Consider the following 25,575-nt stretch of genomic DNA (forward strand, 5'->3'; position numbering starts at 1 on the left):
GGAAAGGGAGGGGGCCTGAGATGATCCTGGTTCGCCAAGAGATCGGCGAAGTCCTGCGTGACTTCCGCCAGCAGAAGGGCCGCACCCTCCGTCAGGTTGCGAGTCGTGCCAGTGTTGCGCTCGGTTACCTCAGCGAAGTCGAGCGCGGCCAGAAGGAAGCATCGAGCGAGATCCTCGCCTCGGTCGCCGAGGCCCTCGATGTGCCCATCTCGGCTGTCATGCGCGAGGTCGGCGATCGCATCTCGGTGCTCGAAGGCCTGCACGGCTTCCCCGACGTCGTTCCTGCAGACCTCGTCGCCGAAGTCGGTCCCGAGCTCTCGTTGCGCTGACGTACGGAATCGACGGCGCACGTGCGACGCAGTGAGTTCTTGCGCGCCGTCGCCGACGAGTTCGGCCCGCGCGGCGAGTCGCTACTCTCCGACCTGTCGCTCAGCGGGGCCGGAGGGCGTACCGCCATCGATGCACTCGCCGCGGGCGTGCCGCCGCGGGAGATCTGGCTGGCGCTATGCGCCGAGATGGACGTGCCCGTCGCGAGGCGGCACGGCGTAGGTCGACTCGAACCGAAGCGCGACTGATCAGCGGCGTGTCGTCGAAGATTCGTTCGATGGCGACATAGGCTCCTGCACAGCGGGTGTCGAGGACGTGTCTTCCACGGGATGCCCGGAGCATCGACCGATGTCGGAGCCCCTGCCTACCGTGGAACACGTCAGACGACACCACACGCCTTGCCGCAGTTCTCGGGCCACCCGGCCCGAGACGCGGCAGCCTACAGGCGACGGACCTCCGGAGACGGACAAAGTGCAAGGAGCACGCCATGCCATCACCCGCTGACCGCGAGAAGGCCCTCGACTCGGCCCTCGCCCAGATCGACCGCCAGTTCGGAAAGGGCTCGGTCATGCGCCTCGGCAGCGACGAGCGCGCTCCCGTCGAGGTCGTCCCCACCGGGTCCATCGCGCTCGATGTCGCGCTCGGCATCGGCGGTCTGCCCCGCGGCCGCATCGTCGAGATCTACGGGCCGGAATCGTCGGGTAAGACGACGCTGACGTTGCACGCGATCGCCAACGCGCAGCGCGCCGGCGGCATCGCGGCGTTCATCGACGCCGAGCACGCGCTCGACCCCGATTACGCACAGAAGCTCGGCGTCGACATCGATGCTCTCCTCGTTTCGCAGCCCGACACGGGCGAGCAGGCCCTTGAGATCGCCGACATGCTGGTGCGTTCCGGAGCCATCGACCTCGTCGTCATCGACTCGGTCGCCGCACTCGTGCCCAAGGCCGAGATCGAGGGCGACATGGGCGACTCGCACGTCGGACTGCAGGCACGACTCATGTCTCAGGCCCTGCGCAAGCTGACCGGTGGCCTCAGCCAGACCAACACGACCATGATCTTCATCAACCAGCTGCGCGAGAAGATCGGCGTCTTCTTCGGTTCGCCCGAGACCACCGCGGGTGGAAAGGCCCTGAAGTTCTATGCATCGGTGCGTCTGGACATCCGTCGCATCGAGACTCTGAAAGACGGCACCGATGCGGTCGGTAACCGCACGCGCGTCAAGGTCGTCAAGAACAAGATGGCCCCGCCGTTCAAGCAGGCCGAGTTCGACATCCTGTACGGGGTCGGCATCTCGCGCGAAGGCAGCCTCATCGACTTCGGCGTCGAGCACGCCATCGTCAAGAAGTCGGGCGCGTGGTACACCTATGACGGTGAACAGCTGGGGCAGGGCAAAGAGAACGCCCGCAACTTCCTGCTGAAGAACCCCGACATGGCCGCCGACATCGAGTCGAAGATCAAGGTCAAGCTCGGCATCGGCCAGCCGAAGAACGTCGACGCGTCGGCCGCAGACGAACTGGCCGCGCGCCGCCCGGCCTGATGACGCGACACCCTCGGAACGACGGGGGCGAGCAGGAAACGCTCGCCCCCGTCATCCCGCTCTTCGGCCGCGATATGCCGGTCACGGCGGCGCGGGCGGCTGCCCCGCAGAGTACGGCGCCGACCTCCGAGCGGTCACCTGAGCCGGTGGCTGACGAGCCCGGGTGGCATGCGACGTGGGTCGCCCCGGATGCGCCCGACATCGCGCTCGCCGACGAGCAGAACGACGACGAGGAAGCTGCGTTCGAAGCCGCAGAGAAGCTGCTGCTGAAGAAGCTACGCGGCCGCTCACTCTCGGTGCGCGAAGCACGTGCGCTCGTCGCCCTCGACCTCGAGGCGGCGGCGGTCGACCGGCTGCTCGACACATTCGTGCGGCGCGGCTATCTCAACGACGCCGCGCTGGCGGATCAGCTCGTGTACGCCGCGGTCGAGCGCAAGGGGCAGGGGCGTCACGTCATCGCGCAGACGCTCGCCAAGCGCGGGATCGATCGCGCCGTGGCCGATGTCATAATCGCCTCGCTGCCCGACGACGATGAAGAGCGCGCACTCGAGTTCGCCCGTGGCAAGGCCAGGAGCCTCGCCTCGCTCGATCGTGACACCGCCGTGCGACGGCTCATGGGTCAGCTCGCACGCAGGGGGTATTCCGGCGGCACCGCGCTGAGCGCGGCGAAGCAGGCTCTCGACGAGCACGGCTCCTCCTCAGGCGTCCGGTTTCGCTGACGGTGGGCGGTCGCGCGGCGCTGGGTCAGTGTCGGCTCGTACAATAGGCGGATCATGACGACCCCCTCCACCACGCCGACGTTCATTGCGCCGTCTGACGCCGCACGCACGGCTGACGGCAGCGCCCGCACCTACGAGGTGCGCACCTTCGGCTGCCAGATGAACGTGCACGACTCCGAGCGGCTCTCGGGCTCGCTCGAGAGCGCCGGTTACGTCCGTGCTGAACCGGATGTCGAGGCGGACGTCATCGTCATCAACACGTGCGCTGTGCGCGACAACGCCGCGGGCAAGCTCTACGGCACGCTCGGTCATCTGAAGTCCCGCAAAGACAAGCACGCGGGCATGCAGATCGCCGTCGGCGGGTGCCTCGCCCAGATGGACAAAGATGCCGTGCTGCACAAGGCTCCGTGGGTCGACGTCGTCTTCGGCACCCACAACATGGGGTCGTTGCCGGGCATGCTCGAGCGCGCGCGACACAACGACGAAGCCGAGCTCGAGATCCTCGAGGCGCTCGAGGTGTTCCCCTCGACACTGCCCACCAAGCGTGACAGCATCCACAGCGGGTGGGTGTCGATCTCGGTCGGCTGCAACAACACGTGCACGTTCTGCATCGTGCCGAGCCTGCGCGGCAAAGAGAAAGACCGCCGCCCGGGTGACATCCTGAGCGAGATCCGGCTGCTCGTCGAAGACGGCGCGATGGAGGTCACCCTCCTCGGCCAGAACGTCAACTCCTACGGCGTCGAGTTCGGCGACCGTCAGGCGTTCGGCAAGCTCCTGCGCGCGGCGGGCGAGATCCCCGGCCTCGAGCGCATCCGCTTCACGAGCCCGCACCCGGCGGCGTTCACCGACGACGTCATCGACGCGATGGCCGAGACCCCCTCCGTCATGCCGCAGCTGCACATGCCGCTGCAGTCGGGCAGCGACCGGATCCTCAAGGCGATGCGGCGCTCGTACCGCAGCGAGCGGTTCCTCGGCATCCTGGACCGCGTGCGCGCGAAGATGCCGGATGCCGCGATCTCGACCGACATCATCGTCGGCTTCCCCGGTGAGACCGACGAGGATTTCGAAGAGACGATGCGTGTCGTCGAGCAGGCGCGCTTCGCCAGCGCCTTCACCTTTCAGTACTCGATCCGCGAGGGCACACCCGCGGCGACCATGCCCGACCAGGTGCCCAAAGCCGTCGTGCAGGAGCGCTACGAGAGGCTCGCCGCGCTGCAGGACCGTATCTCCCGCGAAGAGAACGAGAAGCAGCTCGGTCGTGAGCTGCAGGTGCTCGTCGCGAGGGGAGAAGGCAAGAAAGACGCCGCGACGCACCGGCTCACCGGCCGCGCCGAAGACAACCGGCTTGTGCACTTCGAGGTCCCGGAAGGCTCGGACGTCCCCCGCCCCGGCGATATCGTCTCGGTCGTCGTGACCCACGCTGCGCCTTTCCACCTGCTGGCAGACTCACCCGACGGCGCTGCGCTGCGCATCCGGCGTACGCGGTCAGGCGACGCGTGGGACCGCGCGCAGGCCGACTCGTGCGGCGTCCCCGCCCCGACGTCCGGAGGAGACCGGCGCTCCGTCTCGCTCGGGCTGCCCGCGATGCGACCCGCCTGAGGCCGTGGACCCGTACCCTTCGGCGCGGCATACCCGTGCCCGGCTCCCGCATGCCCCGCGTGGCGGGCTCGGCTCGCGCGCGCGTTTCGGACTCGCGCGCAGAGCGGGAGCGTGCGCCGGTGCCTGACACGAGTGCACGACTGTGGGCTGTCGTAGGGGCGACCGGTACGGGAAAGACCGCTCTCTCGCTCGATCTAGCCGAAGCCCTCGCCGAGCGGGGGCGCCCCGCCGAGATCGTCAACGCCGACGCGATGCAGCTCTACCGCGGCATGGACATCGGCACCGCCAAGCTTCCGGTGAGCGATCGCCGCGGCATCCGGCACCACTTGTTCGACGCGCTCGAGGTGACCGACGAGGCGGCGGTGGCGTGGTATCAGGACGCCGCGCGCGCAGCGATCACGTCGATCCACGCGCGCGACGCCGACGCGATCCTGGTGGGCGGATCCGGTCTCTACGTCTCGAGCGTGCTGTACGACTTCCGTTTTCCGCCGCGCGATGCCGCCGTTCGGGCGCGCCTCGAGGCCGAGCTTGCCGAGCACGGGCCCGGTGCGCTGTTCGCGCAGCTGCGCGAGGCCGACCCCGTGACCGCAGCCAAGGTCGACCCACGAAACGGGCGCCGGGTCGTGCGGGCCCTCGAAGTGCTCGCGCAGGGGGAGCGCACACACGGGGCCGCTCTGCCGGACGCGCCTGTGCTGTGGCATCCCCCCACCCGCGTGATCGGTGTCGGAATGCCGCGCGAGCAGCTGGTCGAACGGCTCGATGCGCGCGTTCGGGGCATGTGGGAGGACGGGTTGCTCGACGAAGTGCAGGCGTTGCGCGAGCAGGGTCTCGAGCGGGGCGTGACGGCGCGTCGAGCGATCGGTTATGCCCAGGCCCTCTCCGAGCTCGCCGGCGAGCTGACGCGCGAGGAGGCGATCGCGCAGACGCAGGCGCTCACGCGCCGCTATGCGCGGCGCCAGGTGTCATGGTTCCGGCGCTACGACGACACCCTGTGGGTCGCGCCAGGTGCGTCCGCGGGCGAGCTCGTCGCGCGCGGTTAGGCTGAACAGATGCCTCAGACCATCGCGTTCACGAAGGGCCACGGCACGGGGAACGACTTCGTCGTGATCCCCGATCCGGACGGAGCCCTCGACCTCTCGAACGACCAGGTGGCCGTCCTGTGCGACCGCCGCTTCGGGATCGGCGCCGACGGTGTTCTGCGAGTCGTCCGCGCCGACGCGATCGACGAGGGCGCCGAGGCAGCCGCTGCCGGGGTGACCTGGTTCATGGACTACCGCAACGCCGACGGTTCGAAGGCCGAGATGTGCGGCAACGGCGTGCGCGTCTTCGCCCGCTACCTGACCGAGGTGGGCTGGGCGGACGCCTCCGAAGGGCTCCCCGTCGCGACGCGCGCCGGCACCAAGACGGTCACCCGCAGCGACAGGGGCTTCGAGGTCGATCTCGGGGCATGGCGCGTCGAACCCGACGTTCTCGTACGTGCCCGCGGCGTTGGTGCGCCCCGGCCCGGCATGGGCATCGATGTCGGAAACCCACACATCGTCGTCGCTCTGCCTGACACCGACGAACTCGAAGCGCTCGACCTGACGGCGCGTCCGCAGCTGAACCCCGAGCCCCCTGCCGGCGCGAACATCGAGTTCGTCGTGCCGAGCGACCCGCTCGTGCAAGACGGCGTCGGCTCGATCCGCATGCGGGTCTTCGAGCGGGGCGTCGGTGAGACGCTCAGCTGCGGCACAGGAGTCGCGGCGGCAGCGCTTGCGGTGCGCGAATGGGCCGGATCCAACGCACCGGACCAGTGGACGGTGGATGTGCCCGGCGGACGCCTGGGTGTGCGTATGAGCGACGGGCGGGTCTACCTGTCGGGGCCTGCGACGCTCGTCTACTCGGGCGAGGTCACGCTCGCCTGATCCGGCTCAGGGCAGCGTGATGGGCCCGCTCGGCGGCGTTCCGTGCCGGCGCACCCGGATGACGCGAAACCCGCGCCCCGTCGCCGCACGATGCACGCTGTACCCCGTCGCGAACGTCGACGCCAGCCAGCGCTGCAAAGAGTCCGAGCCGAGGTTGCGCTGCACGACGAGCCACGCGTCGGCGCGCTGGTCGAGCCGGGGGATCCAGTGCTCGAGCAGACCGTGGAGTTCGCTCTTGCCGACCCGGATCGGCGGGTTGGATCGGATGGTGCGGAAGACGACGTCGCCGGGAACATCCTCGGGGCGTACGGCGTTGACGTTCTCAAGCCCGAGCGACTGCGCATTCCGGCGCACGAGATCGAGGGCCCGTTCATTGACATCAACCGCCCACACGGTCGCGTGCGGCGATTCGAGCGCGAGACTCAACGCGATCGGCCCCCACCCGCACCCGAGATCCAGCAGCTGGCCGCCCGGGGGCGCGGCAGGACTGTTCGCCAGAAGAACGTCCGTCCCCGCATCGACGTGCGCGGGGCTGAACACCCCACCGGCCGTCGTGACCTCGACCTCGCGGCCCGCGAGGGTGGCGCGGATGCGGCGCAGATTCTCGGGGCTAGCGGGGGTCGCGCTGAAGTAATGCTCGCTCCCCATGAGTCACGAGCGTAGCGGAGGACGCCCCACAGGGTGGAGGCTAGAATCCTCGGACGCTTTCCCACACCGACACCACGTCCCCATGCCGCCCTCCCGGGAGGCACCCCGAAAGGAACACATGACGGATACGACGACACCCGGCACCACCGACGAGACGCCGCTCGACGAGATCGATGCGGTGGATCGCGTGTTGGCGCGCGCCGATGCGCGCTCGGGGGTTCGCGTGTTCGGCTCCGCGCAGGCGCTCCAGGATGACACCACCGTCGCTCGGTCTGACGCCGACGGCGAGCAGTGGGACCGAGAGGAGCGCGCAGCGCTGCGCCGCGTGCCCGGCCTCTCGACCGAGCTCGAAGACGTCACCGAGGTCGAGTACCGTCAGCTGCGCCTCGAGAACGTCGTGCTCGTGGGCGTGCACCCGCAGGGCGAGCAGACGGATGCCGAGAACTCGCTGCGCGAGCTCGCTGCGCTCGCCGAGACCGCCGGTGCCGTCGTCCTCGACGCCGTGATGCAGCGCCGCCCGCACCCCGACCCTGCGACCTACGTCGGCCGGGGCAAGGCCGAAGAGCTGCGCGGCATCGTCGCCGCCGTCGGCGCCGACACGGTCATCGCCGACACCGAGCTCGCGCCCAGCCAGCGACGGGCGCTCGAAGACGTCGTCAAAGTGAAGGTGATCGACCGCACCACGGTGATCCTCGACATCTTCAGCCAGCACGCCAAGAGCCGCGAGGGCAAGGCCCAGGTCGAACTGGCGCAGCTCGAGTACCTGCTGCCGCGCCTGCGCGGCTGGGGTGACTCGATGAGCCGCCAGGCCGGTGGACAGGTCGGTGCCGGCGGCGCCGGAATGGGCTCGCGCGGTCCCGGTGAGACCAAGATCGAGCTTGACCGTCGTCGCATCCGCACCCGTATGGCACTGCTGCGCCGCCAGATCCGCGACTTCGCGCCCTCGCGGGAAGCCAAGCGCGCCGAGCGCAAGCGCAACACGATCCCCGCCGTGGCGATCGCCGGCTACACGAACGCGGGCAAGTCGAGCCTGCTCAACCGGCTGACAAGCGCGGGCGTGCTCGTCGAGAACGCGCTGTTCGCGACGCTGGACACGTCAGTACGGCGGTCGCAGACCTCGGATGGGCGTGTCTACACGCTCACCGACACCGTCGGCTTCGTGCGCAACCTGCCGCACCAGCTCGTCGAGGCGTTCCGCTCGACGCTCGAAGAGGTGGGCGAGGCGGATGTGCTCTTGCACGTCGTCGATGCCTCGCACCCGGACCCTGCAGCGCAGCTCGCGACCGTCCGTGACGTGATCGGCGACGTGGGCGCGCGTGAGACGCGCGAAATCGTCGTGTTCAACAAGGCCGACCTCGTCGACGACGACACGCGCCTCGTGCTGCGCGGCCTCGAATCGGACGCGCACTTCGTATCGTCACGCACGGGCGAAGGCATCGAGGAACTGCGCGCGGCGATCGATGAGGCCTTGCCACTGCCCGCCGTCGAAGTGCACGCCATCGTGCCGTACGACCGCGGCGACCTCATCTCGGCGGCGCATGAGACGGGCATCATCGTCGACCAGGAGCACCGCGGCGAAGGCACCTATCTGCACGCACACGTCAACGAGCGACTCGCCGCCGAGCTCGCGGACTTCCCGGCCTGAGAACCGTCAGTCGCCCGTCGCGAGGGTGACGGGCGGCACACCCGGCGGGGTGAAGTCGAAGACGGCGCCGAGGAATGCCAGCTCGGTCTCGAGCGCGTGCACGACGGTTTCGGACTTGCGGAAGCCGTGACCCTCGCCCTCGTAGAGCACGTACGCGTGCGGCACGCCGTGGGCCTTGAGCGCGTCGCGCACGGCCTCGGACTGCGCGGGCGGCACGACGGTGTCGTCGGCGCCCTGCAGCAGAAGCAGCGGCACCCGGAACAGTGCCGGACGGCTGAGAGGCGACCGTTCGATGTAGACGTCTTCGGCGTCGGGCAGCGGCCCGATGAGGCCGTCGAGGTAGCGCGCCTCGAAGTCGTGCGTATCGGCGGCGAGTGCGCGCGCATCGCCCACGCCGTAACGTGAGATCCCCGCGGCGAAGGCCTCGGTGCGGGTCACGGCCGCGAGCACGGTCCACCCCCCGGCAGAGCCGCCCGCGATCGCGATGCGCGCGGGGTCGGCGACTCCGGACGCCGCGAGACCGGCCGCCGCCGCGGCGACGTCATCGACATCGACCACGCCCCACTGACCGCGGAGGCGTTCGCGGTATGCGCGCCCGTATCCCGTCGAGCCGCCATAGTTCACATCGAGAACGCCGATGCCGCGGCTCGTGAGATAGGCGACCTTGCCGGATGCAGCGGGACCCGAGTGCGCCGTCGGTCCGCCGTGCACGAACACGACGTACGGCGGAAGCTCGCCCTCAGGGGCGGTCGCCTGCGGATTGGTGGGTGGGTAGTCGAACGCGTGCACCGGCCCGTGCGGGCCTTCGAACGTGACGGCGCGGGGCTGCGGCATCCACTCGTGTCCCCAGTCCGCTGTGCCGCCGCGGATCGGTGCTGCCGATCCGGGGTCGTCGATGTCGACGAGCCAGAGCGTCGAGCCCGACGTCGTGTCGGCTCCGCTCACGAGCACCCGCGCTCCCGAGACGTCTTCGATGGATGCGCCTGCCGAGACGGGCAGACCGAGCGACCTCGCCGTGCCGTCGGCGAGGTCGACGACGACGAGTTCGTCGTCGCCGTTCGTGCGAACGGCGACGACTCGGTCGCCGCCTACGGGTGCGAACCATCGGGTGCCGAGAACCCAGATGCCGCCGCCCGTGTCGGCGTCGACGGGGGCCACGGCGTGCGCCGCGCGGTCGATCCCGCGGCGGTAGAGGTTCCACCGCCCCGTCGGGTCGTCGGCGTAGAGCAGGTCGTCTTCGCCCAGCCACACGGGCTGCAGCGGCGACGTGCCTTCGTCGAACACGGTCACGGCGCCGTCGTCGAGGGTGCAGACACGCAGCTGTGCGCGGTCCCAGGGCATGTCGGGGTGGTTCCACGCGACCCAAGCGAGGCGGGCCCGGTCGGGGCTGAGCGCCGGATGCGCGACGAAGTCGGTGCCGCCGGCGAGCGAGCGGATCGCATCGGGGTCGTCGCCGGCTGATCCATCGAGGGGGATCTCGACGATGTCGCGCGTGGGTACCGGGGTCTGCCCGTGGGCTTCGCGCACTGCGAGCAGCCGACCGCCCTGCACCGTCAAACCGCCGAAGCGCACATCGCCGCCGGCGGGCGTGAGTGCGACCAGCTCGGCGCCGGGTCGCAGCAGCCGAACTCGCTGGTCGGTCTTCTCGACGAACACGAGCGCGCCGTCGTCGGTCGCCGCCCACGAGCCGCCGCCGTACTCATGCACGCGCGAGCGCGCACTCCACGGCGCGGGGAGCACGTCTTCCACCGCACCGGCGGGGGTGCGCCGGCGCACCGTGCTGCGGCCACCCTCTTCGGGGACCCCCTCACCCCACCACACGTCGTCGCCGACGAAAGACGCGCCCTCGATGCGGGGCGAGGCGGCGGAGACCGCCGCGGCGGTCAGGGGAGAGGGCCAGGAACCGTAGGGAGTCGTCACCCCTCCACGCTATGCGGTGTCGCCGACACAGGCCTCACACAGCGCGAAGGACAGCGACGACCTTGCCGAGCACGACCGCGTCATCGCCGAGGATCGGCTCGAATGCGGAGTTGCGGGGGAGCAGCCACGTGTGCCCGTCGCGCTGGCGGAAGGTCTTCACGGTGGCCTCATCGTCGAGCATCGCCGCGACGATCTCGCCGTTGTCGGCCGTCGCCTGCGAACGCACGACGACCCAGTCGCCGTCGCAGATCGCGGCGTCGATCATCGAGTCGCCCGAGACGCGCAGCATGAACAGGTCGCCCTTGCCGACGAGCTGGCGGGGGAGCGGGAAGATCTCGTCGATGTGCTGATCCGCGGTGATCGGCACGCCTGCGGCGATGCGCCCGACGAGCGGAACGAGGGCGGCATCGCCGACGGACGGCGCGGTATCGGCCGGGTTCTCGGCAGCGCTGCCGGGCAGATCGATGAGCACCTCCATCGCGCGGGTCTTGCCGGCATCGCGGCGCAGGTAGCCGCTCAACTCGAGCTGGTTGAGCTGGTGCGTGACGCTCGAGAGCGACTTGAGTCCGACGGCGTCGCCGATCTCGCGCATGCTCGGCGGGTAGCCGTGTCGAGCGATCGAGCGCTGGATGACCTCGAGGATCGCCAATTGCTTGTCGCTCAGGCTCTTCCGCCGCCGCGTCTGGGGCTTTTCGCGCCCGGCTGCGTCGCTCATATCGGCTCCTGTCTTCGAATGTCGGAGGTCCGTGGTGTGGTGGCCCCATCGAAACCGTATCCGGTTGTGCGGGGTTCACGCGGCGCCCGTTCAGCGTGTCGCATTCGAACATCCCCATCCCCGGAATCGCGTTGACAGCATCGAACATCGAAGATAGCTTCGGAACAGGAGTTCGCATCCGGCTTTCCCGGCCGAAAGTCGGATGCGAACCTTCCCACCAGGAGGAACAGCATGACCGCCATCGCCGCATCCGCATCCGCACCCGTTCTCGCTTCCGCGCCCCGCACCCGCCTGCGCACGACGACGCGCGGCCGCCGCGTGCTCGCGACCGCAGCGGCGATGCCGCTCGCCGCGTTGCTGGCTCTCGGGGTTCTCAGTGGGGGCTCCGCGCTGGCATCGCGCGACACCGGCGCGGCCTCGACGTCGTTCACAACGGTCGCGGTGGGGTACGGAGACACCCTGTGGTCGATCGCGCAGGCGGTCGCACCGCAGCACGACCCGCGCGATGTCGTCGATGCGATCGCCCGCCTCAACGCGCTGCCGGGCGGCGCGATCGAACTCGGCCAGTCACTCGCGATCCCCGCCCAGTACGCACCGGCGGGCTGACGGATCAGGCGCCCGGGCTCGCGATGCGGCCTACGATTGCCTTCGTGACCTCCCGCTTCGCCGCCCTGCCCATCCGCGACGACCTGCGAGGGATGACGCCATACGGCGCACCGCAGGCGGCGCTTCCCGTCGCGCTGAACGTCAACGAGAACACGCACCCTGTCCCGCAGGACGTCGCCGACGACATCCTCGACTCCATCGCGATCGCGCTGCGCGACGTCAACCGGTACCCCGACCGCGAGTTCCGCGCGCTGCGCGAGGGTTTCGCCGAGTATCTGGGGCACGGTCTCACCTCTGATCAGATCTGGGCTGCGAACGGCTCGAATGAAGTGCTCCAACACGTGTTGCAGGCCTTCGGGGGACCGGGCCGCACGGCGTTCGGCTTCACGCCCACGTACTCCATGTATCCGCTCCTGGCGCGCGCCACCGGCGCATCCTGGGTCGCCGGCATTCGCGAGCCCGACTTCACGATCACCGCCGAGAGCGCGGCATCCCAGATCGCCGAGGCCCAGCCCGACGTGGTGTTCCTGTGCGCGCCGAACAACCCGACCGGCACCCCGCTGCCCCTCGACATCGTCGAGGCGGTCTACGACGTCGCGCCAGGCATCGTCGTCGTTGATGAGGCCTATCAGGAGTTCGCGCCGCACGGCTCGCCTTCGGCGCTCACCCTGTTGCCGGGGCGTGAGCGCCTCGTCGTCTCGCGCACCATGAGCAAGGCGTTCGCGTTCGCCGGAGCGAGAGTGGGCTACCTCGCCGCGGACGACGCCGTCATCGATGCGCTGCGTCTGGTGCGTCTGCCCTATCACCTGAGTGCTCTCACGCAGGCAGCTGCCTCGGCGGCGCTGCGTCACGCTTCCGTCATGCTGGGAATGGTCGATGAGATCGTGGTGCAGCGCGACCGCATCTCGGCGACGGTCGAAGCGCTCGGGTACCTGCCGCACGAGTCGTGGACGAACTTCGTTCTGTTCGGCGGGGTCGACGATCCCGCCGCCGTATGGCAGGCGCTGTACGACCAGGGGGTCCTCATCCGCGACGTCGGAATCCCGAATCACCTGCGGGTGACGGCGGGCACCGAGGGCGAGACGACGGCATTCCTCGACGCCCTCGCCTCGATAGAATCGATCTCATGACCCGTCCTGCCGGCCACCGTGTCGCCTCCGTGCGGCGCGCCACGAGCGAGTCCACCGTTGAGCTCGAGATCGACCTCGACGGCACGGGCCGCAGCCACATCGACACGACGGTCCCGTTCTTCGACCACATGCTGACGGCGTTTGCGAAGCACTCCCTCACCAACCTCACGGTGCGCGCCTCGGGTGACACGCACATCGACGCGCACCACACCGTCGAGGACGTCGCGATCGTGCTCGGACAGGCGATCGGCGAGGCGCTTGGCGACAAGGCGGGCATCTCGCGGTACGGCGATGCGCTCGTGCCGCTCGACGAGGCACTCGCGCAGGCGGTCGTCGACATCAGCGGGCGGCCCTTCCTCGTGCACACGGGCGAGCCCGACGGATTCGAGTTGCACCTCATCGGCGGTCACTTCACGGGCTCCCTCGTGCGTCACACGTTCGAGGCGATCTCGTTCCACGGCGGGCTCACGACCCACGTCCGGGTCCTCGCCGGCCGTGACCCCCACCACATCGCCGAGGCCGAGTACAAGGCCTTCGCCCGCGCCTTCCGCCAGGCGAAAGCCCTCGACCCGCTCGTCGAGGGCATCCCGAGCACGAAGGGTGCTCTGTGAGCACTCGTCCGCTCGTCGCGGTGCTCGACTACGGCTCGGGAAATGTCCACTCCGCCGTCAAAGCACTGGCTCTCGCGGGAGCCGACGCGCGTCTGACGTCCGACCGGGGGCTCGCGCTCGACGCCGACGGACTCCTCGTGCCCGGCGTCGGAGCCTTCGGCGCCGTCATGCAGGCGCTGCGCGCCATCCGCGGTGACGACATCATCGACCGTCGACTGGCCGGCGGCCGACACGTGCTCGGCATCTGCGTCGGAATGCAGGTGCTCTTCGACCGGGGGGTCGAGCGCGGGGTCGACACCGAAGGGCTGGGGGAATGGCCCGGCGCCGTCACTGAACTCGACGCGCCCGTGCTGCCGCACATCGGCTGGAACACGGTCGACGCCGGCTCCGGTTCGCGGCTGTTCGCCGGCATCGAGCAGGAGCGCTTCTACTTCGTGCACTCCTTCGCCGCGCAGCACTGGGAGCTCGAGCCGCAGGAGCCGTTCACTGCGCCGACCCTGACGTGGGCCACGCACGGCAGGCCCTTCCTGGCTGCGGTCGAGAACGGTCCGCTCTCAGCGACGCAGTTCCACCCCGAGAAGTCCGGCCAGGCCGGCATCCGTCTGCTGGCGAATTGGGTCGGCGGCCTCAGCAGGGACTAGCCTCTGAAGTCGTGTCGTCCGCGCCGCCCGGCCGCGTGAGAGTCCCACACGAGGAGCCATGAACGATTTCGCGTCCACGCCAGAACTGATCCTGCTTCCCGCCGTCGATGTAGCCGGCGGCAAAGCCGTCCGGCTCACGCAGGGTGCGGCGGGCACCGAGACGAGCTATGGCGACCCCATCGACGCTGCGCACGACTGGGCCCGGCAGGGCGCCCAGTGGATCCACCTCGTCGACCTCGATGCCGCCTTCGGTCGCGGTGACAACGCCGGTGTGCTGCGCAGGGTCATCAAGCACGTCAAGGGAGTACAGGTCGAGGTGTCCGGCGGTATCCGTGACGACCGTTCCCTGGAGTCGGCGCTGGAGTCCGGCGCATCTCGTGTCAACCTCGGAACAGCCGCGCTCGAGAACCCCGAGTGGGCGGCGTCGGTCATCAGCAGGTACGGCGACTTCGTCGCTGTGGGCCTCGACGTGCGCGGTACGACGCTCGCCGCGCGCGGCTGGACCCGGGAGGGCGGTGACCTGTGGCACGTGCTCGAACGTCTCGAGGACGCCGGCTGCAGCCGTTACGTCGTCACCGATGTCACGAAGGACGGCATGCTGAACGGGCCGAATCTCGATCTGCTGCGCGAAATCACCTCGCGCACCCCCAAGCCCGTCATCGCCTCGGGAGGCGTCTCGAGCCTCGACGACATCGCGGCCCTGCGCGAGCTCGTCTCGTTGGGCGTCGAGGGTGCGATCGTCGGCAAAGCTCTCTACGCGGGTGCGTTCACGCTCGCCGAGGCACTGGATGTCGCAGGACACTGACGGCTGCCGCGACGCGCACCTTGCGGATTCCGCCGGTGTGCCGTGGGAGGGGCGCAGCTTCCAGTCCAATCCGCATTCCCAGGATGACGGCTCCGCAGATCCTGCTCTCCTCGCGGCGCTGCGCGCGTTCCACGACGGTGGCGGCGATCAGTCGGCGGTGGTCGAGGCCTACCGCCGCGCCCGGCTGCTGATCCCGCTGCTCGCCGAGAAGGGCGACCTTCGCGACGCGGAGGAGCCGACGATCGGCCCGCACGGCCTGGTCGTCGACAAGACGCAGGAGCTGTCGATCGTGACGGTGGCCGCTCCCGACGGGCGTCGCGTGCTGCCGGTGTTCACCTCGGTCGAGACGATGGCTCGGTGGGATGCCGCGGCACGGCCCGTTCCCGCAGACGGCATCCGCACGGCGGTCGCCGCGGCCGAAGACGAGACCGATCTCATCGTGATCGACCCGACTTCGCCGACCGAGTTCGTGCTGCGTCGGCCCGCCGTGTGGGCGATCGCCCAGGGGCACGCGTGGGAGCCGAGCTTCGCGTCGCCCGAGGTGTTCGCCGGACTCACCGAGAGCATCGGCGGAGAGCTCGCCGTGCTCGACCTCGCCGTCGAGCCCGGCGACCCGACGGCGCGCCTGCGTGGACCTGAACTCGTCGTGCGGCTGCAGCTCATCGACGGCCTCGATGCGAGTGCGCTCGACGCCGTGCTGGCGCGACTGGCTTCGCGCTGGGCAGCCGATGACCGGATCGCGGTGCTCGTGGACTCGCTGACGGTCAAGCTCGTCCGCGGCTGAGGGTCAGGTGACCGGGCCGGTCCACTTCTCGCCGGGCCCCTTGCCGATCGGGTCCTGGATGACCGAGGCTTCACGGAACGCGAGCTGAAGCGAGCGCAGGCCGTCGCGCAGCGAACGCGCGTGCATGTCGCTGATCTCGGGAGCGCCGGCCGTGATGAGGCCCGCGAGCGCGTTGATGAGCTTGCGGCCCTCGTCGAGGTCGGTCTGGGTCTCGGGGTCGTCCGCGAGGCCGACTTTGACCGCTGCCGCACTCATGAGGTGCACGGCCGCCGTCGTGATGATCTCGACGGCGGGGACGTCGGCGATGTCGCGCGTCGCAGAGGAGGCTGCGCGCTCCTGCTCCTCCCAGCGGCGGTGCCGCTCGTCGTCGCCGCGTGCGGCATCCTGTGCTTCATCATCCCGAATCGTGTTCACGCCGCTCTTTCTGCTAAACTGTGGCGGTCTCCGGAGCGTAATGCCTCGGAGTGGAAAGTGGATCACATCCCACCCGCGCTTGCCGTTCCAGGCTACCGGGTCTTGTACTCCGCCCCGTGCGCAGAGCGTGCGGGGTAGTCAGGGTGCAGCAAGCCGGCGTTCGCGCCGTCTGGGTGGAGTGCTCCTCTTCCGCCCGTGTCACACCCGTGCCACGGTGTGACACCGCACGATAAGAGGAGCTCCGCATCAGCGATCCCCGTACCAATGACCGCATCCGCGTCCCCGAAGTCCGTCTCGTGGGTCCCGCCGGAGAGCAGGTCGGCGTCGTCCGCATCGAAGTGGCGCTGCGTTTGGCGCAGGAGGCTGACCTCGATCTCGTAGAGGTGGCCCCCAACTCGAAGCCTCCTGTGGTCAAGATCATGGACTACGGGAAGTTCAAGTACGAGGCTGCGCAGAAGGCCAAGGAAGCACGTCGCAACCAGGCGAACACGGTCCTCAAAGAGGTCCGCTTCCGTCTGAAGATCGACGCGCACGACTACCAGACCAAGCGCAAGCGCGCCGAGGGCTTCCTGAAGACCGGTGACAAGGTCAAAGCGATGATCCTCTTCCGTGGCCGCGAGCAGTCGCGTCCCGAGCAGGGTGTGCGTCTCCTGCGCAAGTTCGCCGAGGATGTCGCCGAGTTCGGCACGGTCGAGTCGAGCCCCACGATCGACGGGCGAAACATGGTGATGGTGATCGCACCGCACAAGAACAAGTCCGAAGTGAAGACCGAGCAGAACGCTCAGCGCGCCGCCAACAAAGAGGCAGCACGTTCTTCTCGCTCCGGCTCGTCGAACGAAGACAACGGCTCGTCGAACGAAGACACCGACGCCGCATAGGCCCACAGATTCCCGCTCCGGCGGGTTACGACTCCCGCTCCGGCGGGAAACTCAACGAAGGAAGAGAAATGCCGAAGCAGAAGACCCACTCGGGTGCCAAGAAGCGTTTCAAGGTCACCGGCAGCGGCAAGATCATGAGGCAGCAGGCGAACCTTCGCCACAACTTCGAGGGCAAGCCGACCAAGCGCACGCGCCGCCTGTCGGCCGACAAGATCCTGGCTCCCGGCGACGCCAAGATCGCCAAGAAGCTCCTCGGTCTCTGAGCGCCCGCGCACGAATAGGAACGAAACGAAATGGCTAGAGTCAAACGGGCCGTCAACGCCCAGAAGAAGCGTCGCGTCATCCTCGAACGCGCCTCCGGTTACCGGGGTCAGCGTTCGCGTCTGTACCGCAAGGCGAAGGAGCAGGTCACCCACTCCCTCGTCTACTCGTACCGCGACCGTCGCAAGCGCAAGGGCGACTTCCGCCGCCTGTGGATCCAGCGCATCAACGCCGCTGCCCGCCAGAACGGCATCACCTACAACCGCTTCATCCAGGGCCTCGGCCTCGCGGGTGTGCAGGTCGACCGCCGCATGCTCGCAGAGCTCGCGGTGAACGAGCCGGCAACGTTCGCGTCGCTCGTCGAGACCGCGCGCACGGCACTGCCCGAGAACGTCAACGCTCCCAAGAGCGCCTGACCGAACCCGGTCGAACAGCGCCGCAGGCGCATCGATGTGCAAGGGCGCCTTCCCTCGGGAGGGCGCCCTCCGTCGTTCCCGGCCATCGTGGGATCTATGCTGGGAGCGTGCTCGAGAACCCACGGTCGCCCCGAGTCCGCGCGGTGGCAAAGCTCACCAGACGTAGCGCACGGCAGGAGACCGGGCTCTTCCTGCTCGAGGGCCCGCAGGCCGCGCGCGAAGCGCTCGCCCACCGCCCCGACACGCTCCTCGAGATGTTCGTGACGCCGTCGGCGCTCGAGAAGCACGCCGACATCCGCGACGCCGCCGACGACGCCGGGATCGATGTGGTCTTCACGACCGAAGCGGTGCTCGACGCGATGGCCGACACGGTCACGCCTCAGGGGATCGTCGCCGTCGCACGGCAGACGCCGACCTCGGTGCGCGACGTGTTCGCGGCATCCCCGCGCCTCGTCGTCATCTGCGAAGAGGTGCGCGATCCGGGCAACCTCGGCACGATCATCCGAGCCGCGGATGCCGCCGGAGCCGACGCCGTCGTGCTCACCGGTCGCACCGTCGATCCCTACAACCCGAAGGTCGTCCGCGCCACGACAGGCTCGCTCTTCCATTTGCCCATCGCTGTCGGCGTCGACCTCAGCACGGCGGTCGAGCGGGCGCGGTCGGCCGACGTGCGCGTCATTGCGGCCGATGTCGGGGGAGAGGATTTCCTCGCGGCCCGCGCGCTGCTGGCAGCGCCGACGGCGTGGCTGTTCGGCAACGAAGCGCGCGGCCTCGACGACGAGTCGCTCGCTCTGGCCGATCTGTCTCTTCGGCTGCCTATCTTCGGCGCCGCCGAATCGCTCAACCTCGCGACCGCTGCGAGTGTCTGCCTGTACGAGACGGCCTTCGCGCAGCGGGCGTGAGTCCGGTCACGGATCGGTAAAGCTCGGCGGCGTCGCGTGTGACGGGTAGGCGCGCACCCCTAGGGTATTTGCTATGACGACCTCTGATTCTGCGCCGAAGACGTCGAACATCAACGTCAGGAGGGGTGACCCGCTTGTCGAGATCACCGACGTGCAGAAGCACTACGGCGACTTCCAGGCGCTCACCGACATCAACCTCACCGTGAACCGCGGTGAGGTCGTCGTCGTGATCGGGCCCTCCGGCTCGGGCAAGTCGACGCTGTGCCGCACGATCAACCGGCTCGAGACCATCACGAGCGGCACCATCAAGATCGACGGCAAAGAGCTGCCCAAGGAGGGCAAGGGGCTCGCCGCACTGCGCGCCGACGTCGGCATGGTGTTCCAGTCGTTCAATCTGTTCTCGCACCTCACGGTCCTCGAGAACGTCACGCTCGGTCCGATCAAGGTCAAGGGCATGAAGAAGGCGGATGCCGACAAGCTCGCCACGCAGCTGCTCGACCGCGTCGGTGTCGGCCACCAGTCATCCAAGCTCCCGGCACAGCTCTCGGGCGGACAGCAGCAGCGCGTCGCTATCGCGCGCGCCCTCGCGATGCAGCCGAAGGTCATGCTCTTCGACGAGCCGACGAGTGCGCTCGACCCCGAGATGATCAACGAAGTGCTCGATGTCATGATCGGCCTCGCGCACGACGGCATGACCATGATCGTCGTGACGCACGAGATGGGCTTCGCCCGCAAGGCGGCCGACCGCGTCGTGTTCATGGCCGACGGGTTGATCGTCGAAGAGGGCACGCCTGAGGAGTTCTTCACCAAGCCGCGCAGCGACCGGGCGAAGGACTTCCTCTCGAAGCTGCTGACCCACTAGACCCCACGCCCCCAGCACCGGGCGCGGCGCATAAAACGCATAAGAAACCCAGGAGGATCACATGCGCAGAACACGTATCGGCGGCGCATTCGCCGGACTCGCCATCGCGGCACTCGCCCTGACGGCCTGCAACAGCGGTACGCCCGGCGACACGACCGGTGGCGACACGAGCAGCGACGGAGACAGCGGTGCGCTCTGGGAGGTCGCGACCGAGGTCGATCTGACCGACAGCCCCACCTACGACCGCATGGTCGCACGTGACGGCGTCATCGTCGGCGTCAAGAACGACCAGCCCGGCCTCGGCTACGAAGACGCCACGACGGGTGAGCGTACCGGATTCGACGTCGACATCGCGCGCTGGATCGCTGCGTCGCTGGGCTTCAGCGAGGACCAGATCGAGTACGTCACGATCCCCTCGGCGAACCGCGAGCAGGCGATCGTGAACGGTGACATCGACTATTACGTCGGCACGTACTCGATCACCGACGCCCGCAAGGAGCAGATCGACTTCGCTGGCCCGTACTTCATCACGGGTCAGGGCCTTCTGGTCGCCGCGGACAACGACGACATCAACGGCCCCGAGGACCTCGAGGGCAAGATCGTCTGCTCCGTCACAGGCTCGACGCCTCTGCAGCGCATCCGTGACGAGTACAGCCCCGGCGACACCGTCGAGTACGACACCTACTCGCAGTGCGTCGAGCAGCTCAAGGCCGGTTCGGTCGACGCGATCACGACCGACGAGGCTATCCTCGCCGGCTACGTCGCGCTCGAGCCCGACACGCTGAAGATCGCCGGCGAGCCGTTCAGCGAGGAGCGCTACGGCGTCGGCCTCGAGAAGGGCGACACGGCTCTCCTCGACTGGATCAACACGCTCCTGACCGACGGCGGCGACGTCTGGACCGGACTGTTCGACATTCACCTGGCACCGGCAGGCATCTCGGGCACCCAGCCCGAGGTCGACTAATCCGGCCTGGCGGGGCGGCGCACGGCGCCGCCCCGCCTTCCCCTGATCACATCTGAGAGGATCCCCGTGGGCGTCATCACCGACAACCTCGACCTGTGGTGGGAGTTCCTGCTGGGCACCCTCCTGCTGTTCTTCGCAGGAGGAACTGTCGCTCTGCTCCTGGGCCTGGTCGTCGGGGCCATGCGCGTCTCACCGATCCCGGTCGCACGCGCCGTCGGCACGATCTACGTCAACACGATCCGCAACACCCCTCTGACTCTCGTCTTCTTCGCCTTCTGCTTTGCGCTGCCCCCTCTGCTGGGCCTGCGCCTGACGGGCGCGACGAACGTCACCCTCGCGGTGTGCGCGCTCGGCGTGTACACCGCCACCTACGTCGCCGAGACGATCCGTTCCGGCATCAACACGGTTCCGGTCGGGCAGGCCGAAGCCGCGCGCGCTCTGGGCCTGCCATTCGGGCAGGTCATGACGCTCGTCGTGCTGCCGCAGGCCTTCCGCTCGGTCATTCCGCCCATGATGAGCGTCTTCATCGCGCTGTTGAAGAACACGACCGTTGCGGCGGGCTTCTCCGTCGTCAACCTCGGCTCGATCCGCAGCTATCTGAGTGAGCGCGGCGCCAACCAGTTCGAGGTCATCCTCTGGGTCATGGTCATCTTCGTCGCCCTCGTGCTTCTCCTCTCCTGGGCTCAACGATCACTCGAGAACCGTTGGAGGGTGAACCGATGAGCAGCGTCCTCTATGACGTCCCGGGGCCTCGTGCCATCGCGCGCAACCGCGTGCTCGGAGTCATCACCGTCCTCGTCGTGGCCGCCGTCCTCGGCCTGCTGCTGTGGCGACTGTTCGACACCGGCCAGTTCACGGCGCAGAAGTGGCAGGCCTTCACCTACTCCAACGTCTGGGTGCAGATCGGGCTCGCGACGCTGCGCACGCTCAGTGCGTTCGCCGTCGCCGGCGTCGGAGCCCTCATCCTCGGGTTCGTGCTCGCCATCGGCCGAATGTCGGACCACGCCTGGGTGCGCTGGCCTTTCACCGCGATCGTCGAGGTGCTGCGGGCGATCCCCGTCCTGGTATTCATGTTCCTGCTGTACTACGGACTGCCGGTGCTCGGCATCCGCATGGAGCCGTACTGGGCCGTCGTCATCGCCCTCATCGCCTACAACGGCTCGGTGCTCGCCGAGGTCATCCGTGCCGGCGTCGAGTCGCTGCCGCGCGGTCAGCAGGAGGCGGGCTATGCGCTCGGCCTCCGCAAGGCCGGCGTCATGCGTCTCGTGCTGCTGCCGCAGGCCATCCGCGCCATGATGCCCGTCATTATCGCGCAGCTCGTCGTGACGCTGAAGGACACCGCCCTCGGGTTCATCATCACCTACCCCGAACTGCTCTTCTACGCGAAGTACCTGGGCTCGCAGGCCAGCGTCGGCTCGCCGATCGTGCCCGCGACCATCGTCGTCGGCATCATCTACATCGGCCTGTGTCTGGTCCTGTCGGCCGTCGCGACGGCCGTCGAGAAGCGCATGCGACGCTCCCCGAAGGTCGTCGCCCTCGATCCCGGTGCGGGTCAGGAACCCACGACGGCCACCGAGACGATCGCCGCTGCGCGGGGCCTCGGAAAGTTCGATGGCACGGCTGGAGGAGCAGGCGGGCGGTAGCGGCTGCGCGGAACCCTGCCCCGCGCGTCGGTAGACTCGGTTCTCGTGTCCGACGCACCCGAGAACCCCACGATCACGCCCGAGGCGGTGGATGCCGCGGTGCACAGCGCCCTCGAGGCCATCACCGCGGCGAGCAGCACCGCCGAGCTGAAGTCCGCCCGTGCGGCGCACTCCGCCGAAGGCTCGCCCCTCGCCAGACTCAACGCCCAGTTGCGCAACGTCCCGAACGAGCGCAAGGCCGAGTTCGGCAAGCTCGTCGGGCAGGCTCGCGGACGAGTGACGCAGGCGCTCGCTGCTCGCGAAGAGGAGCTCGTTGCGGCCGAGACCGCAGCCCAGCTCGAAGCCGAGCGGGTCGACATCACCGCGCTCGCCGCGCGCAGCCGCACGGGTGCGCGGCATCCGATCTCGCTGCTGCAGGAGCAGATCGCCGACATCTTCGTCGGGATGGGGTGGGAGATCGCCGAGGGCCCCGAGCTCGAGCACGAGTGGTACAACTTCGACGCCCTGAACTTCGACGTCGACCACCCGGCGCGTCAGATGCAGGACACGTTCTTCGTCGATCCCGTCGCCCGACACCTCGTCATGCGCACGCACACGAGCCCCGTCCAGGTGCGCTCGATGCTCGAGCGCGACCTGCCGATCTACGTGCTGTGCCCCGGACGGGTGTACCGCACCGACGAGTTCGACGCGACGCATCTTCCTGTGTTCACACAGTTCGAGGGTCTCGTCATCGACAAGGGCATCACGATGGCCCACCTCAAGGGCACGCTCGACCACGCCGCGAAGGTGCTCTTCGGCCCCGAGGCCAAGACGCGCTTCCGCGCCAACTACTTCCCCTTCACCGAGCCGTCGGCAGAGCTCGACCTGTGGCACCCGACCTTCACCGGCGGCGCCCGCTGGATCGAGTGGGGCGGATGCGGCATGGTCAACCCCAACGTGCTGCGCGCTGCGGGGATCGATCCGGAGGAGTACTCGGGCTTCGCGTTCGGTATGGGCATTGAGCGCACGCTCATGTTCCGCAGCGATGTCCAGGACATGCGCGACATGGCCGAGGGCGATGTCCGCTTCAGTGAGCAGTTCGGAATGGTGGTCTGATGCGCGTCCCGCTTTCGTGGTTGCGTGAGTACGTCGATGTCGCGGCGGACGCCTCGCCCGAGGACATCCTGGCGGCTCTGGTTTCGGTCGGCTTCGAAGAGGAGGGCATGCACGGGTTCGAGCTGTCCGGCCCGATCGTCGTCGGCGAGGTCGTCGAGTTCGTCGAAGAACCGCAGTCCAACGGCAAGACCATCCGCTGGTGCCAGGTCGACGTCGGACCCGAGCACGGAGGAGTGCGCGGCATCGTGTGCGGCGCACACAACTTCTTCGCCGGTGACAAGGTCGTCGTGACCCTGCCGGGCTCGGTCCTGCCCGGACCCTTCCCGATCGCCGCGCGCAAGACGTACGGCCATGTGTCGGACGGCATGATCGCCTCGGCGAAAGAACTCGGCCTCGGGGACGAGCATGCCGGCATCCTTCGCCTGGTCGAGCTCGGCCTCGACGCGCCGGTCGGCACCGACGCGATCGCGCTGCTCGGACTCGATGACGTCGCCGTCGAGGTCAACGTCACCCCCGACCGCGGCTACGCCCTTTCGCTGCGCGGCATCGCGCGGGAGTATTCGCACGCCACGGGCGGAGCGTTCCGTGATCCGGGCTTGCGCGAGTGGGGCGACCTGCAGCAGCCCGTCGAGGGCTTCCCGGTCGCCGTTCGCGACGATGCGCCCATCCGTGGACGCATTGGAGCGTCGGAGTTCGCCGTGCGCATCGTGCGCGACGTCGACCCGACCAAGCCGACGCCGGCGTGGATGGTCGCGCGGCTCACGCTCGCCGGCATCCGCTCGCTCGGCGTGCTCATCGACATCACGAACTACGTCATGCTCGAACTGGGGCAGCCGATCCACGGCTATGACCTCGATCGCCTCACGGGCGGAATCACGGTTCGCCGGGCCACCGAGGGCGAGACCCTCGAGACGCTCGACGGCAAGGTGCGCACGCTCAGTGCCGAGGACCTGCTCATCACGGACGAGTCCGGGCCCATCGGTCTCGCCGGCGTCATGGGCGGCGGCACGACCGAGATGTCGGATGCCACGCGCAACGTGCTCATCGAAGCGGCGATCTTCGACACCGTGTCGATCGCGCGCACGGCCCGCCGCCACAAGCTGCCCAGCGAGGCGTCGCGGCGCTTCGAGCGCGGCGTTGACCCGCTCGTGCCCTTCGTGGCGGCACGTCGCGTCGCCGACCTGATGGTCGAGTACGCCGGTGGCACGCTGGACACCGCCGTCGGGGGAGCGCTCTTCGCAGAGGTCCAGATCCCGGGGGTCACGCTTCCGGCAGGGTTCGTCGAGAGCCTGATCGGCGTCGACTACACCCGGGACGAGATCGTCACGGCTCTCGAGATGATCGGATGCGAGGTCACCGAGCGCGACGGCGAGTGGATCGTCTTCCCCCCGTCGTGGCGCCCGGACCTCACCGACAAGTGGACGCTCGCCGAAGAGGTCGCCCGCATCGAGGGGTATGACCGCATCCCGTCGGTGCTGCCGACGCCGCCCTCGGGTCGCGGGCTCACGCTCGCGCAGCAGGGCCGCCGCCGTGTCGCGAACGCGCTTGCCGCGGCCGGCTACGTCGAGACCCCGTCCTTCCCCTTCACGACCGAGGCCGACAACGACCTGCATGGGTCGGCGTCCGGCGAACACCTACCTTCGATCAAGCTCGCGAACCCGCTCGACGGGCAGCACCCGTTCCTGCGCCGCTCTCTCGTGCCCGCCCTGCTGCAGGTTGCGCACCGCAACCACTCGCGCGGTTTCACCGACCTCGCCCTGTTCGAGACCGGTGCGGTGTTCCTGCCCGAGCCGGGCCGCGATTACGGCACGACGACCGTGCCGCCGTTGGCCGTGCGACCCGATGCGGCCACGCTCGCCGACCTCGACGCCTCGATCCCCCCGCAGCCCCGCCATGTCGCGGTGCTCCTCACGGGTGCCGTCGTCTCCAAGCAGCCCGGCCAGCCCGCAGTGATGGCGGATGTCGCCGACGCCCTCGACGCCGTCCGCACGATCGCGAGCGCGGCCGGCGTCGAGATCGAGGTCGCCCAGGGCCGACGCGCAGCGCTTCATCCCGGTCGGACCGGCATCCTGTCGGTCGGAGGCACCGAGGTCGGCTACGTCGGCGAAGTGCTGCCCGCCGTCGCGGATGCTGTCGATCTGCACGGGCGCGTCGTCGTGGCCGAGCTCGACCTCGACCTCGTGCTGCAGCTCGCGGGCGACCGTGTCGTAGCGGCATCACTCTCGGGCTACCCGGCGGCGACGCAGGACGTCTCGCTCGTCGTCGCGGACGACGTCGCCGCCGCCGACCTGCGCGCTGCGCTCGTCGAGGGGGCGGGGGAGCTGCTCGAAACGCTGCGCCTCGTCGACGACTACCGCGGTCCCGGCGTGCCCGAAGGGAGCAAGAGCCTGACGTTCGCGCTTCGTTTCCGGGCACCGGACCGCACGCTCACGGCCGCCGAGGCGACCGACGCGAAGCTCGCGGGCGTGGCGGTCGCAGCCGAGCGGTTCGGAGCGACGCTGCGCGAGTAGCCCCGTGACCGTTGTGCTCCGAGCGGGCGCGCCGCT

General features: G+C 69.0%; 28 protein-coding genes. 24 read left to right on the forward strand and 4 right to left on the reverse strand.

The window, feature by feature from the left end; all coding sequences use genetic code 11:
- The first annotated feature begins 20 nt into the window (after positions 1–20).
- From AC25YV_RS02500 to dapF, 7 genes are all read left to right on the forward strand, one after another.
- Positions 21–329: a helix-turn-helix domain-containing protein gene (locus AC25YV_RS02500; protein WP_488122239.1), complete on the forward strand. Its 309-nt coding sequence runs from the start codon at positions 21–23 to the stop codon at positions 327–329.
- Between the two features lie 21 nt (positions 330–350).
- The gene (locus AC25YV_RS02505; protein ID WP_488122240.1) at positions 351–575 is read left to right on the forward strand and encodes a DUF3046 domain-containing protein; all 225 of its coding nucleotides are present in this window, start codon (positions 351–353) and stop codon (positions 573–575) included.
- Positions 576–814: 239 nt separating this feature from the next.
- Positions 815–1,867 carry a recombinase RecA gene (recA, locus tag AC25YV_RS02510; RefSeq protein ID WP_488122241.1) on the forward strand — a complete coding sequence of 351 codons (1,053 nt, stop codon included), beginning with the start codon at positions 815–817 and terminating at the stop codon, positions 1,865–1,867.
- 146 nt (positions 1,868–2,013) lie between these two features.
- Positions 2,014–2,586, forward strand: coding sequence for a regulatory protein RecX (locus AC25YV_RS02515; RefSeq protein WP_488122242.1), 573 nt, complete (start codon positions 2,014–2,016; stop codon positions 2,584–2,586).
- Between the two features lie 54 nt (positions 2,587–2,640).
- Positions 2,641–4,185 (forward strand): tRNA (N6-isopentenyl adenosine(37)-C2)-methylthiotransferase MiaB, encoded by a 1,545-nt coding sequence (gene miaB / locus AC25YV_RS02520; RefSeq protein ID WP_488122243.1) that lies wholly within the window; start codon positions 2,641–2,643, stop codon positions 4,183–4,185.
- Positions 4,186–4,304: 119 nt separating this feature from the next.
- Positions 4,305–5,225: a tRNA (adenosine(37)-N6)-dimethylallyltransferase MiaA gene (gene miaA / locus AC25YV_RS02525; protein ID WP_488122244.1), complete on the forward strand. Its 921-nt coding sequence runs from the start codon at positions 4,305–4,307 to the stop codon at positions 5,223–5,225.
- 9 nt (positions 5,226–5,234) lie between these two features.
- Entirely contained in the window at positions 5,235–6,089 is an 855-nt protein-coding gene (gene dapF, locus AC25YV_RS02530; protein WP_488122245.1) for a diaminopimelate epimerase, read from the forward strand.
- 6 nt (positions 6,090–6,095) lie between these two features.
- Here the strand turns inward: dapF and AC25YV_RS02535 are convergent, their stop codons facing one another.
- Positions 6,096–6,737, reverse strand: a complete 642-nt coding sequence (locus AC25YV_RS02535; RefSeq protein ID WP_488122246.1) for a class I SAM-dependent methyltransferase — start codon at positions 6,735–6,737, stop codon at positions 6,096–6,098.
- A 118-nt stretch (positions 6,738–6,855) separates the two neighbouring features.
- Between AC25YV_RS02535 and hflX the strand changes: the two genes are divergently transcribed.
- Complete coding sequence (gene hflX / locus AC25YV_RS02540; protein ID WP_488122247.1) at positions 6,856–8,382, forward strand: GTPase HflX; 1,527 nt, start codon at positions 6,856–6,858, stop codon at positions 8,380–8,382.
- A gap of 6 nt (positions 8,383–8,388) precedes the next feature.
- On the opposite strand, the gene AC25YV_RS02545 is transcribed toward hflX, so the two are convergent.
- Together AC25YV_RS02545 and lexA are read right to left on the reverse strand one after the other, a co-directional pair.
- Positions 8,389–10,302 carry a S9 family peptidase gene (locus tag AC25YV_RS02545; protein WP_488122248.1) on the reverse strand — a complete coding sequence of 638 codons (1,914 nt, stop codon included), beginning with the start codon at positions 10,300–10,302 and terminating at the stop codon, positions 8,389–8,391.
- A gap of 34 nt (positions 10,303–10,336) precedes the next feature.
- The gene (lexA, locus tag AC25YV_RS02550) at positions 10,337–11,017 is read right to left on the reverse strand and encodes a transcriptional repressor LexA (protein WP_488122249.1); all 681 of its coding nucleotides are present in this window, start codon (positions 11,015–11,017) and stop codon (positions 10,337–10,339) included.
- 231 nt (positions 11,018–11,248) lie between these two features.
- Here lexA and AC25YV_RS02555 point away from each other — a divergent pair, with 231 nt between their 5' ends.
- Genes AC25YV_RS02555 through AC25YV_RS02580 form a run of 6 tightly spaced genes read left to right on the forward strand, consistent with a single transcriptional unit; the run spans position 11,249 to position 15,594 of the window.
- The gene (locus AC25YV_RS02555) at positions 11,249–11,623 is read left to right on the forward strand and encodes a LysM peptidoglycan-binding domain-containing protein (RefSeq protein WP_488122250.1); all 375 of its coding nucleotides are present in this window, start codon (positions 11,249–11,251) and stop codon (positions 11,621–11,623) included.
- A gap of 23 nt (positions 11,624–11,646) precedes the next feature.
- Positions 11,647–12,753 (forward strand): histidinol-phosphate transaminase, encoded by a 1,107-nt coding sequence (locus AC25YV_RS02560; protein ID WP_488122251.1) that lies wholly within the window; start codon positions 11,647–11,649, stop codon positions 12,751–12,753.
- Positions 12,750–13,364: an imidazoleglycerol-phosphate dehydratase HisB gene (gene hisB / locus AC25YV_RS02565; protein WP_488122252.1), complete on the forward strand. Its 615-nt coding sequence runs from the start codon at positions 12,750–12,752 to the stop codon at positions 13,362–13,364. Before AC25YV_RS02560 ends, hisB begins: the two co-directional genes overlap by 4 nt.
- The gene (hisH, locus tag AC25YV_RS02570; RefSeq protein ID WP_488122253.1) at positions 13,361–14,005 is read left to right on the forward strand and encodes an imidazole glycerol phosphate synthase subunit HisH; all 645 of its coding nucleotides are present in this window, start codon (positions 13,361–13,363) and stop codon (positions 14,003–14,005) included. The genes hisB and hisH overlap by 4 nt, the downstream gene beginning before the upstream one ends.
- Before the next feature lie 58 nt (positions 14,006–14,063).
- Positions 14,064–14,810 (forward strand): bifunctional 1-(5-phosphoribosyl)-5-((5-phosphoribosylamino)methylideneamino)imidazole-4-carboxamide isomerase/phosphoribosylanthranilate isomerase PriA, encoded by a 747-nt coding sequence (gene priA / locus AC25YV_RS02575; RefSeq protein WP_488122254.1) that lies wholly within the window; start codon positions 14,064–14,066, stop codon positions 14,808–14,810.
- The gene (locus AC25YV_RS02580) at positions 14,794–15,594 is read left to right on the forward strand and encodes an SseB family protein (RefSeq protein ID WP_488122255.1); all 801 of its coding nucleotides are present in this window, start codon (positions 14,794–14,796) and stop codon (positions 15,592–15,594) included. The genes priA and AC25YV_RS02580 overlap by 17 nt, the downstream gene beginning before the upstream one ends.
- A 3-nt stretch (positions 15,595–15,597) precedes the next feature.
- On the opposite strand, the gene AC25YV_RS02585 is transcribed toward AC25YV_RS02580, so the two are convergent.
- A complete protein-coding gene (locus tag AC25YV_RS02585; RefSeq protein ID WP_488122256.1) occupies positions 15,598–16,008 on the reverse strand; it encodes a DUF1844 domain-containing protein in 411 nt (136 codons plus the stop codon).
- Between the two features lie 245 nt (positions 16,009–16,253).
- Between AC25YV_RS02585 and infC the strand changes: the two genes are divergently transcribed.
- From infC to pheT, 10 genes are all read left to right on the forward strand, one after another.
- Complete coding sequence (gene infC, locus AC25YV_RS02590; protein ID WP_488122304.1) at positions 16,254–16,886, forward strand: translation initiation factor IF-3; 633 nt, start codon at positions 16,254–16,256, stop codon at positions 16,884–16,886.
- A gap of 68 nt (positions 16,887–16,954) precedes the next feature.
- Positions 16,955–17,149: a 50S ribosomal protein L35 gene (gene rpmI, locus AC25YV_RS02595; protein ID WP_488122257.1), complete on the forward strand. Its 195-nt coding sequence runs from the start codon at positions 16,955–16,957 to the stop codon at positions 17,147–17,149.
- Between the two features lie 30 nt (positions 17,150–17,179).
- Positions 17,180–17,563 (forward strand): 50S ribosomal protein L20, encoded by a 384-nt coding sequence (gene rplT, locus AC25YV_RS02600; RefSeq protein WP_488122258.1) that lies wholly within the window; start codon positions 17,180–17,182, stop codon positions 17,561–17,563.
- A gap of 107 nt (positions 17,564–17,670) precedes the next feature.
- A complete protein-coding gene (locus AC25YV_RS02605; protein WP_488122259.1) occupies positions 17,671–18,465 on the forward strand; it encodes a TrmH family RNA methyltransferase in 795 nt (264 codons plus the stop codon).
- Positions 18,466–18,538: 73 nt separating this feature from the next.
- Positions 18,539–19,327, forward strand: coding sequence for an amino acid ABC transporter ATP-binding protein (locus AC25YV_RS02610; RefSeq protein ID WP_488122260.1), 789 nt, complete (start codon positions 18,539–18,541; stop codon positions 19,325–19,327).
- A 61-nt stretch (positions 19,328–19,388) separates the two neighbouring features.
- The gene (locus AC25YV_RS02615) at positions 19,389–20,291 is read left to right on the forward strand and encodes a glutamate ABC transporter substrate-binding protein (protein ID WP_488122261.1); all 903 of its coding nucleotides are present in this window, start codon (positions 19,389–19,391) and stop codon (positions 20,289–20,291) included.
- Positions 20,292–20,357: 66 nt separating this feature from the next.
- Entirely contained in the window at positions 20,358–21,014 is a 657-nt protein-coding gene (locus tag AC25YV_RS02620) for an amino acid ABC transporter permease (protein ID WP_488122262.1), read from the forward strand.
- Positions 21,011–21,934: an amino acid ABC transporter permease gene (locus tag AC25YV_RS02625; protein ID WP_488122263.1), complete on the forward strand. Its 924-nt coding sequence runs from the start codon at positions 21,011–21,013 to the stop codon at positions 21,932–21,934. The genes AC25YV_RS02620 and AC25YV_RS02625 overlap by 4 nt, the downstream gene beginning before the upstream one ends.
- A gap of 45 nt (positions 21,935–21,979) precedes the next feature.
- Positions 21,980–23,029, forward strand: a complete 1,050-nt coding sequence (pheS, locus tag AC25YV_RS02630) for a phenylalanine--tRNA ligase subunit alpha (RefSeq protein WP_488122264.1) — start codon at positions 21,980–21,982, stop codon at positions 23,027–23,029.
- The gene (pheT, locus tag AC25YV_RS02635) at positions 23,029–25,539 is read left to right on the forward strand and encodes a phenylalanine--tRNA ligase subunit beta (protein WP_488122265.1); all 2,511 of its coding nucleotides are present in this window, start codon (positions 23,029–23,031) and stop codon (positions 25,537–25,539) included. The genes pheS and pheT overlap by 1 nt, the downstream gene beginning before the upstream one ends.
- The last annotated feature ends 36 nt before the right edge of the window (positions 25,540–25,575 follow it).

Source organism: Microbacterium sp. Y832 (genome assembly GCF_057669765.1).

Excerpts from the sequence above, each read along its gene's own strand:
- AC25YV_RS02500 (WP_488122239.1), top strand. The coding sequence starts at position 21 with ATGATCCTGGTTCGCCAAGAGATCGGCGAAGTCCTGCGTGACTTCCGC.
- recA (WP_488122241.1), top strand. The coding sequence starts at position 815 with ATGCCATCACCCGCTGACCGCGAGAAGGCCCTCGACTCGGCCCTCGCC.
- miaB (WP_488122243.1), top strand. The coding sequence starts at position 2,641 with ATGACGACCCCCTCCACCACGCCGACGTTCATTGCGCCGTCTGACGCC.
- dapF (WP_488122245.1), top strand. The coding sequence starts at position 5,235 with ATGCCTCAGACCATCGCGTTCACGAAGGGCCACGGCACGGGGAACGAC.
- AC25YV_RS02535 (WP_488122246.1), bottom strand. The coding sequence starts at position 6,737 with ATGGGGAGCGAGCATTACTTCAGCGCGACCCCCGCTAGCCCCGAGAAT.
- hflX (WP_488122247.1), top strand. The coding sequence starts at position 6,856 with ATGACGGATACGACGACACCCGGCACCACCGACGAGACGCCGCTCGAC.
- lexA (WP_488122249.1), bottom strand. The coding sequence starts at position 11,017 with ATGAGCGACGCAGCCGGGCGCGAAAAGCCCCAGACGCGGCGGCGGAAG.
- AC25YV_RS02555 (WP_488122250.1), top strand. The coding sequence starts at position 11,249 with ATGACCGCCATCGCCGCATCCGCATCCGCACCCGTTCTCGCTTCCGCG.
- AC25YV_RS02560 (WP_488122251.1), top strand. The coding sequence starts at position 11,647 with ATGCGGCCTACGATTGCCTTCGTGACCTCCCGCTTCGCCGCCCTGCCC.
- hisB (WP_488122252.1), top strand. The coding sequence starts at position 12,750 with ATGACCCGTCCTGCCGGCCACCGTGTCGCCTCCGTGCGGCGCGCCACG.
- priA (WP_488122254.1), top strand. The coding sequence starts at position 14,064 with ATGAACGATTTCGCGTCCACGCCAGAACTGATCCTGCTTCCCGCCGTC.
- AC25YV_RS02580 (WP_488122255.1), top strand. The coding sequence starts at position 14,794 with ATGTCGCAGGACACTGACGGCTGCCGCGACGCGCACCTTGCGGATTCC.
- rpmI (WP_488122257.1), top strand. The coding sequence starts at position 16,955 with ATGCCGAAGCAGAAGACCCACTCGGGTGCCAAGAAGCGTTTCAAGGTC.
- rplT (WP_488122258.1), top strand. The coding sequence starts at position 17,180 with ATGGCTAGAGTCAAACGGGCCGTCAACGCCCAGAAGAAGCGTCGCGTC.
- AC25YV_RS02610 (WP_488122260.1), top strand. The coding sequence starts at position 18,539 with ATGACGACCTCTGATTCTGCGCCGAAGACGTCGAACATCAACGTCAGG.
- AC25YV_RS02615 (WP_488122261.1), top strand. The coding sequence starts at position 19,389 with ATGCGCAGAACACGTATCGGCGGCGCATTCGCCGGACTCGCCATCGCG.
- AC25YV_RS02625 (WP_488122263.1), top strand. The coding sequence starts at position 21,011 with ATGAGCAGCGTCCTCTATGACGTCCCGGGGCCTCGTGCCATCGCGCGC.
- pheT (WP_488122265.1), top strand. The coding sequence starts at position 23,029 with ATGCGCGTCCCGCTTTCGTGGTTGCGTGAGTACGTCGATGTCGCGGCG.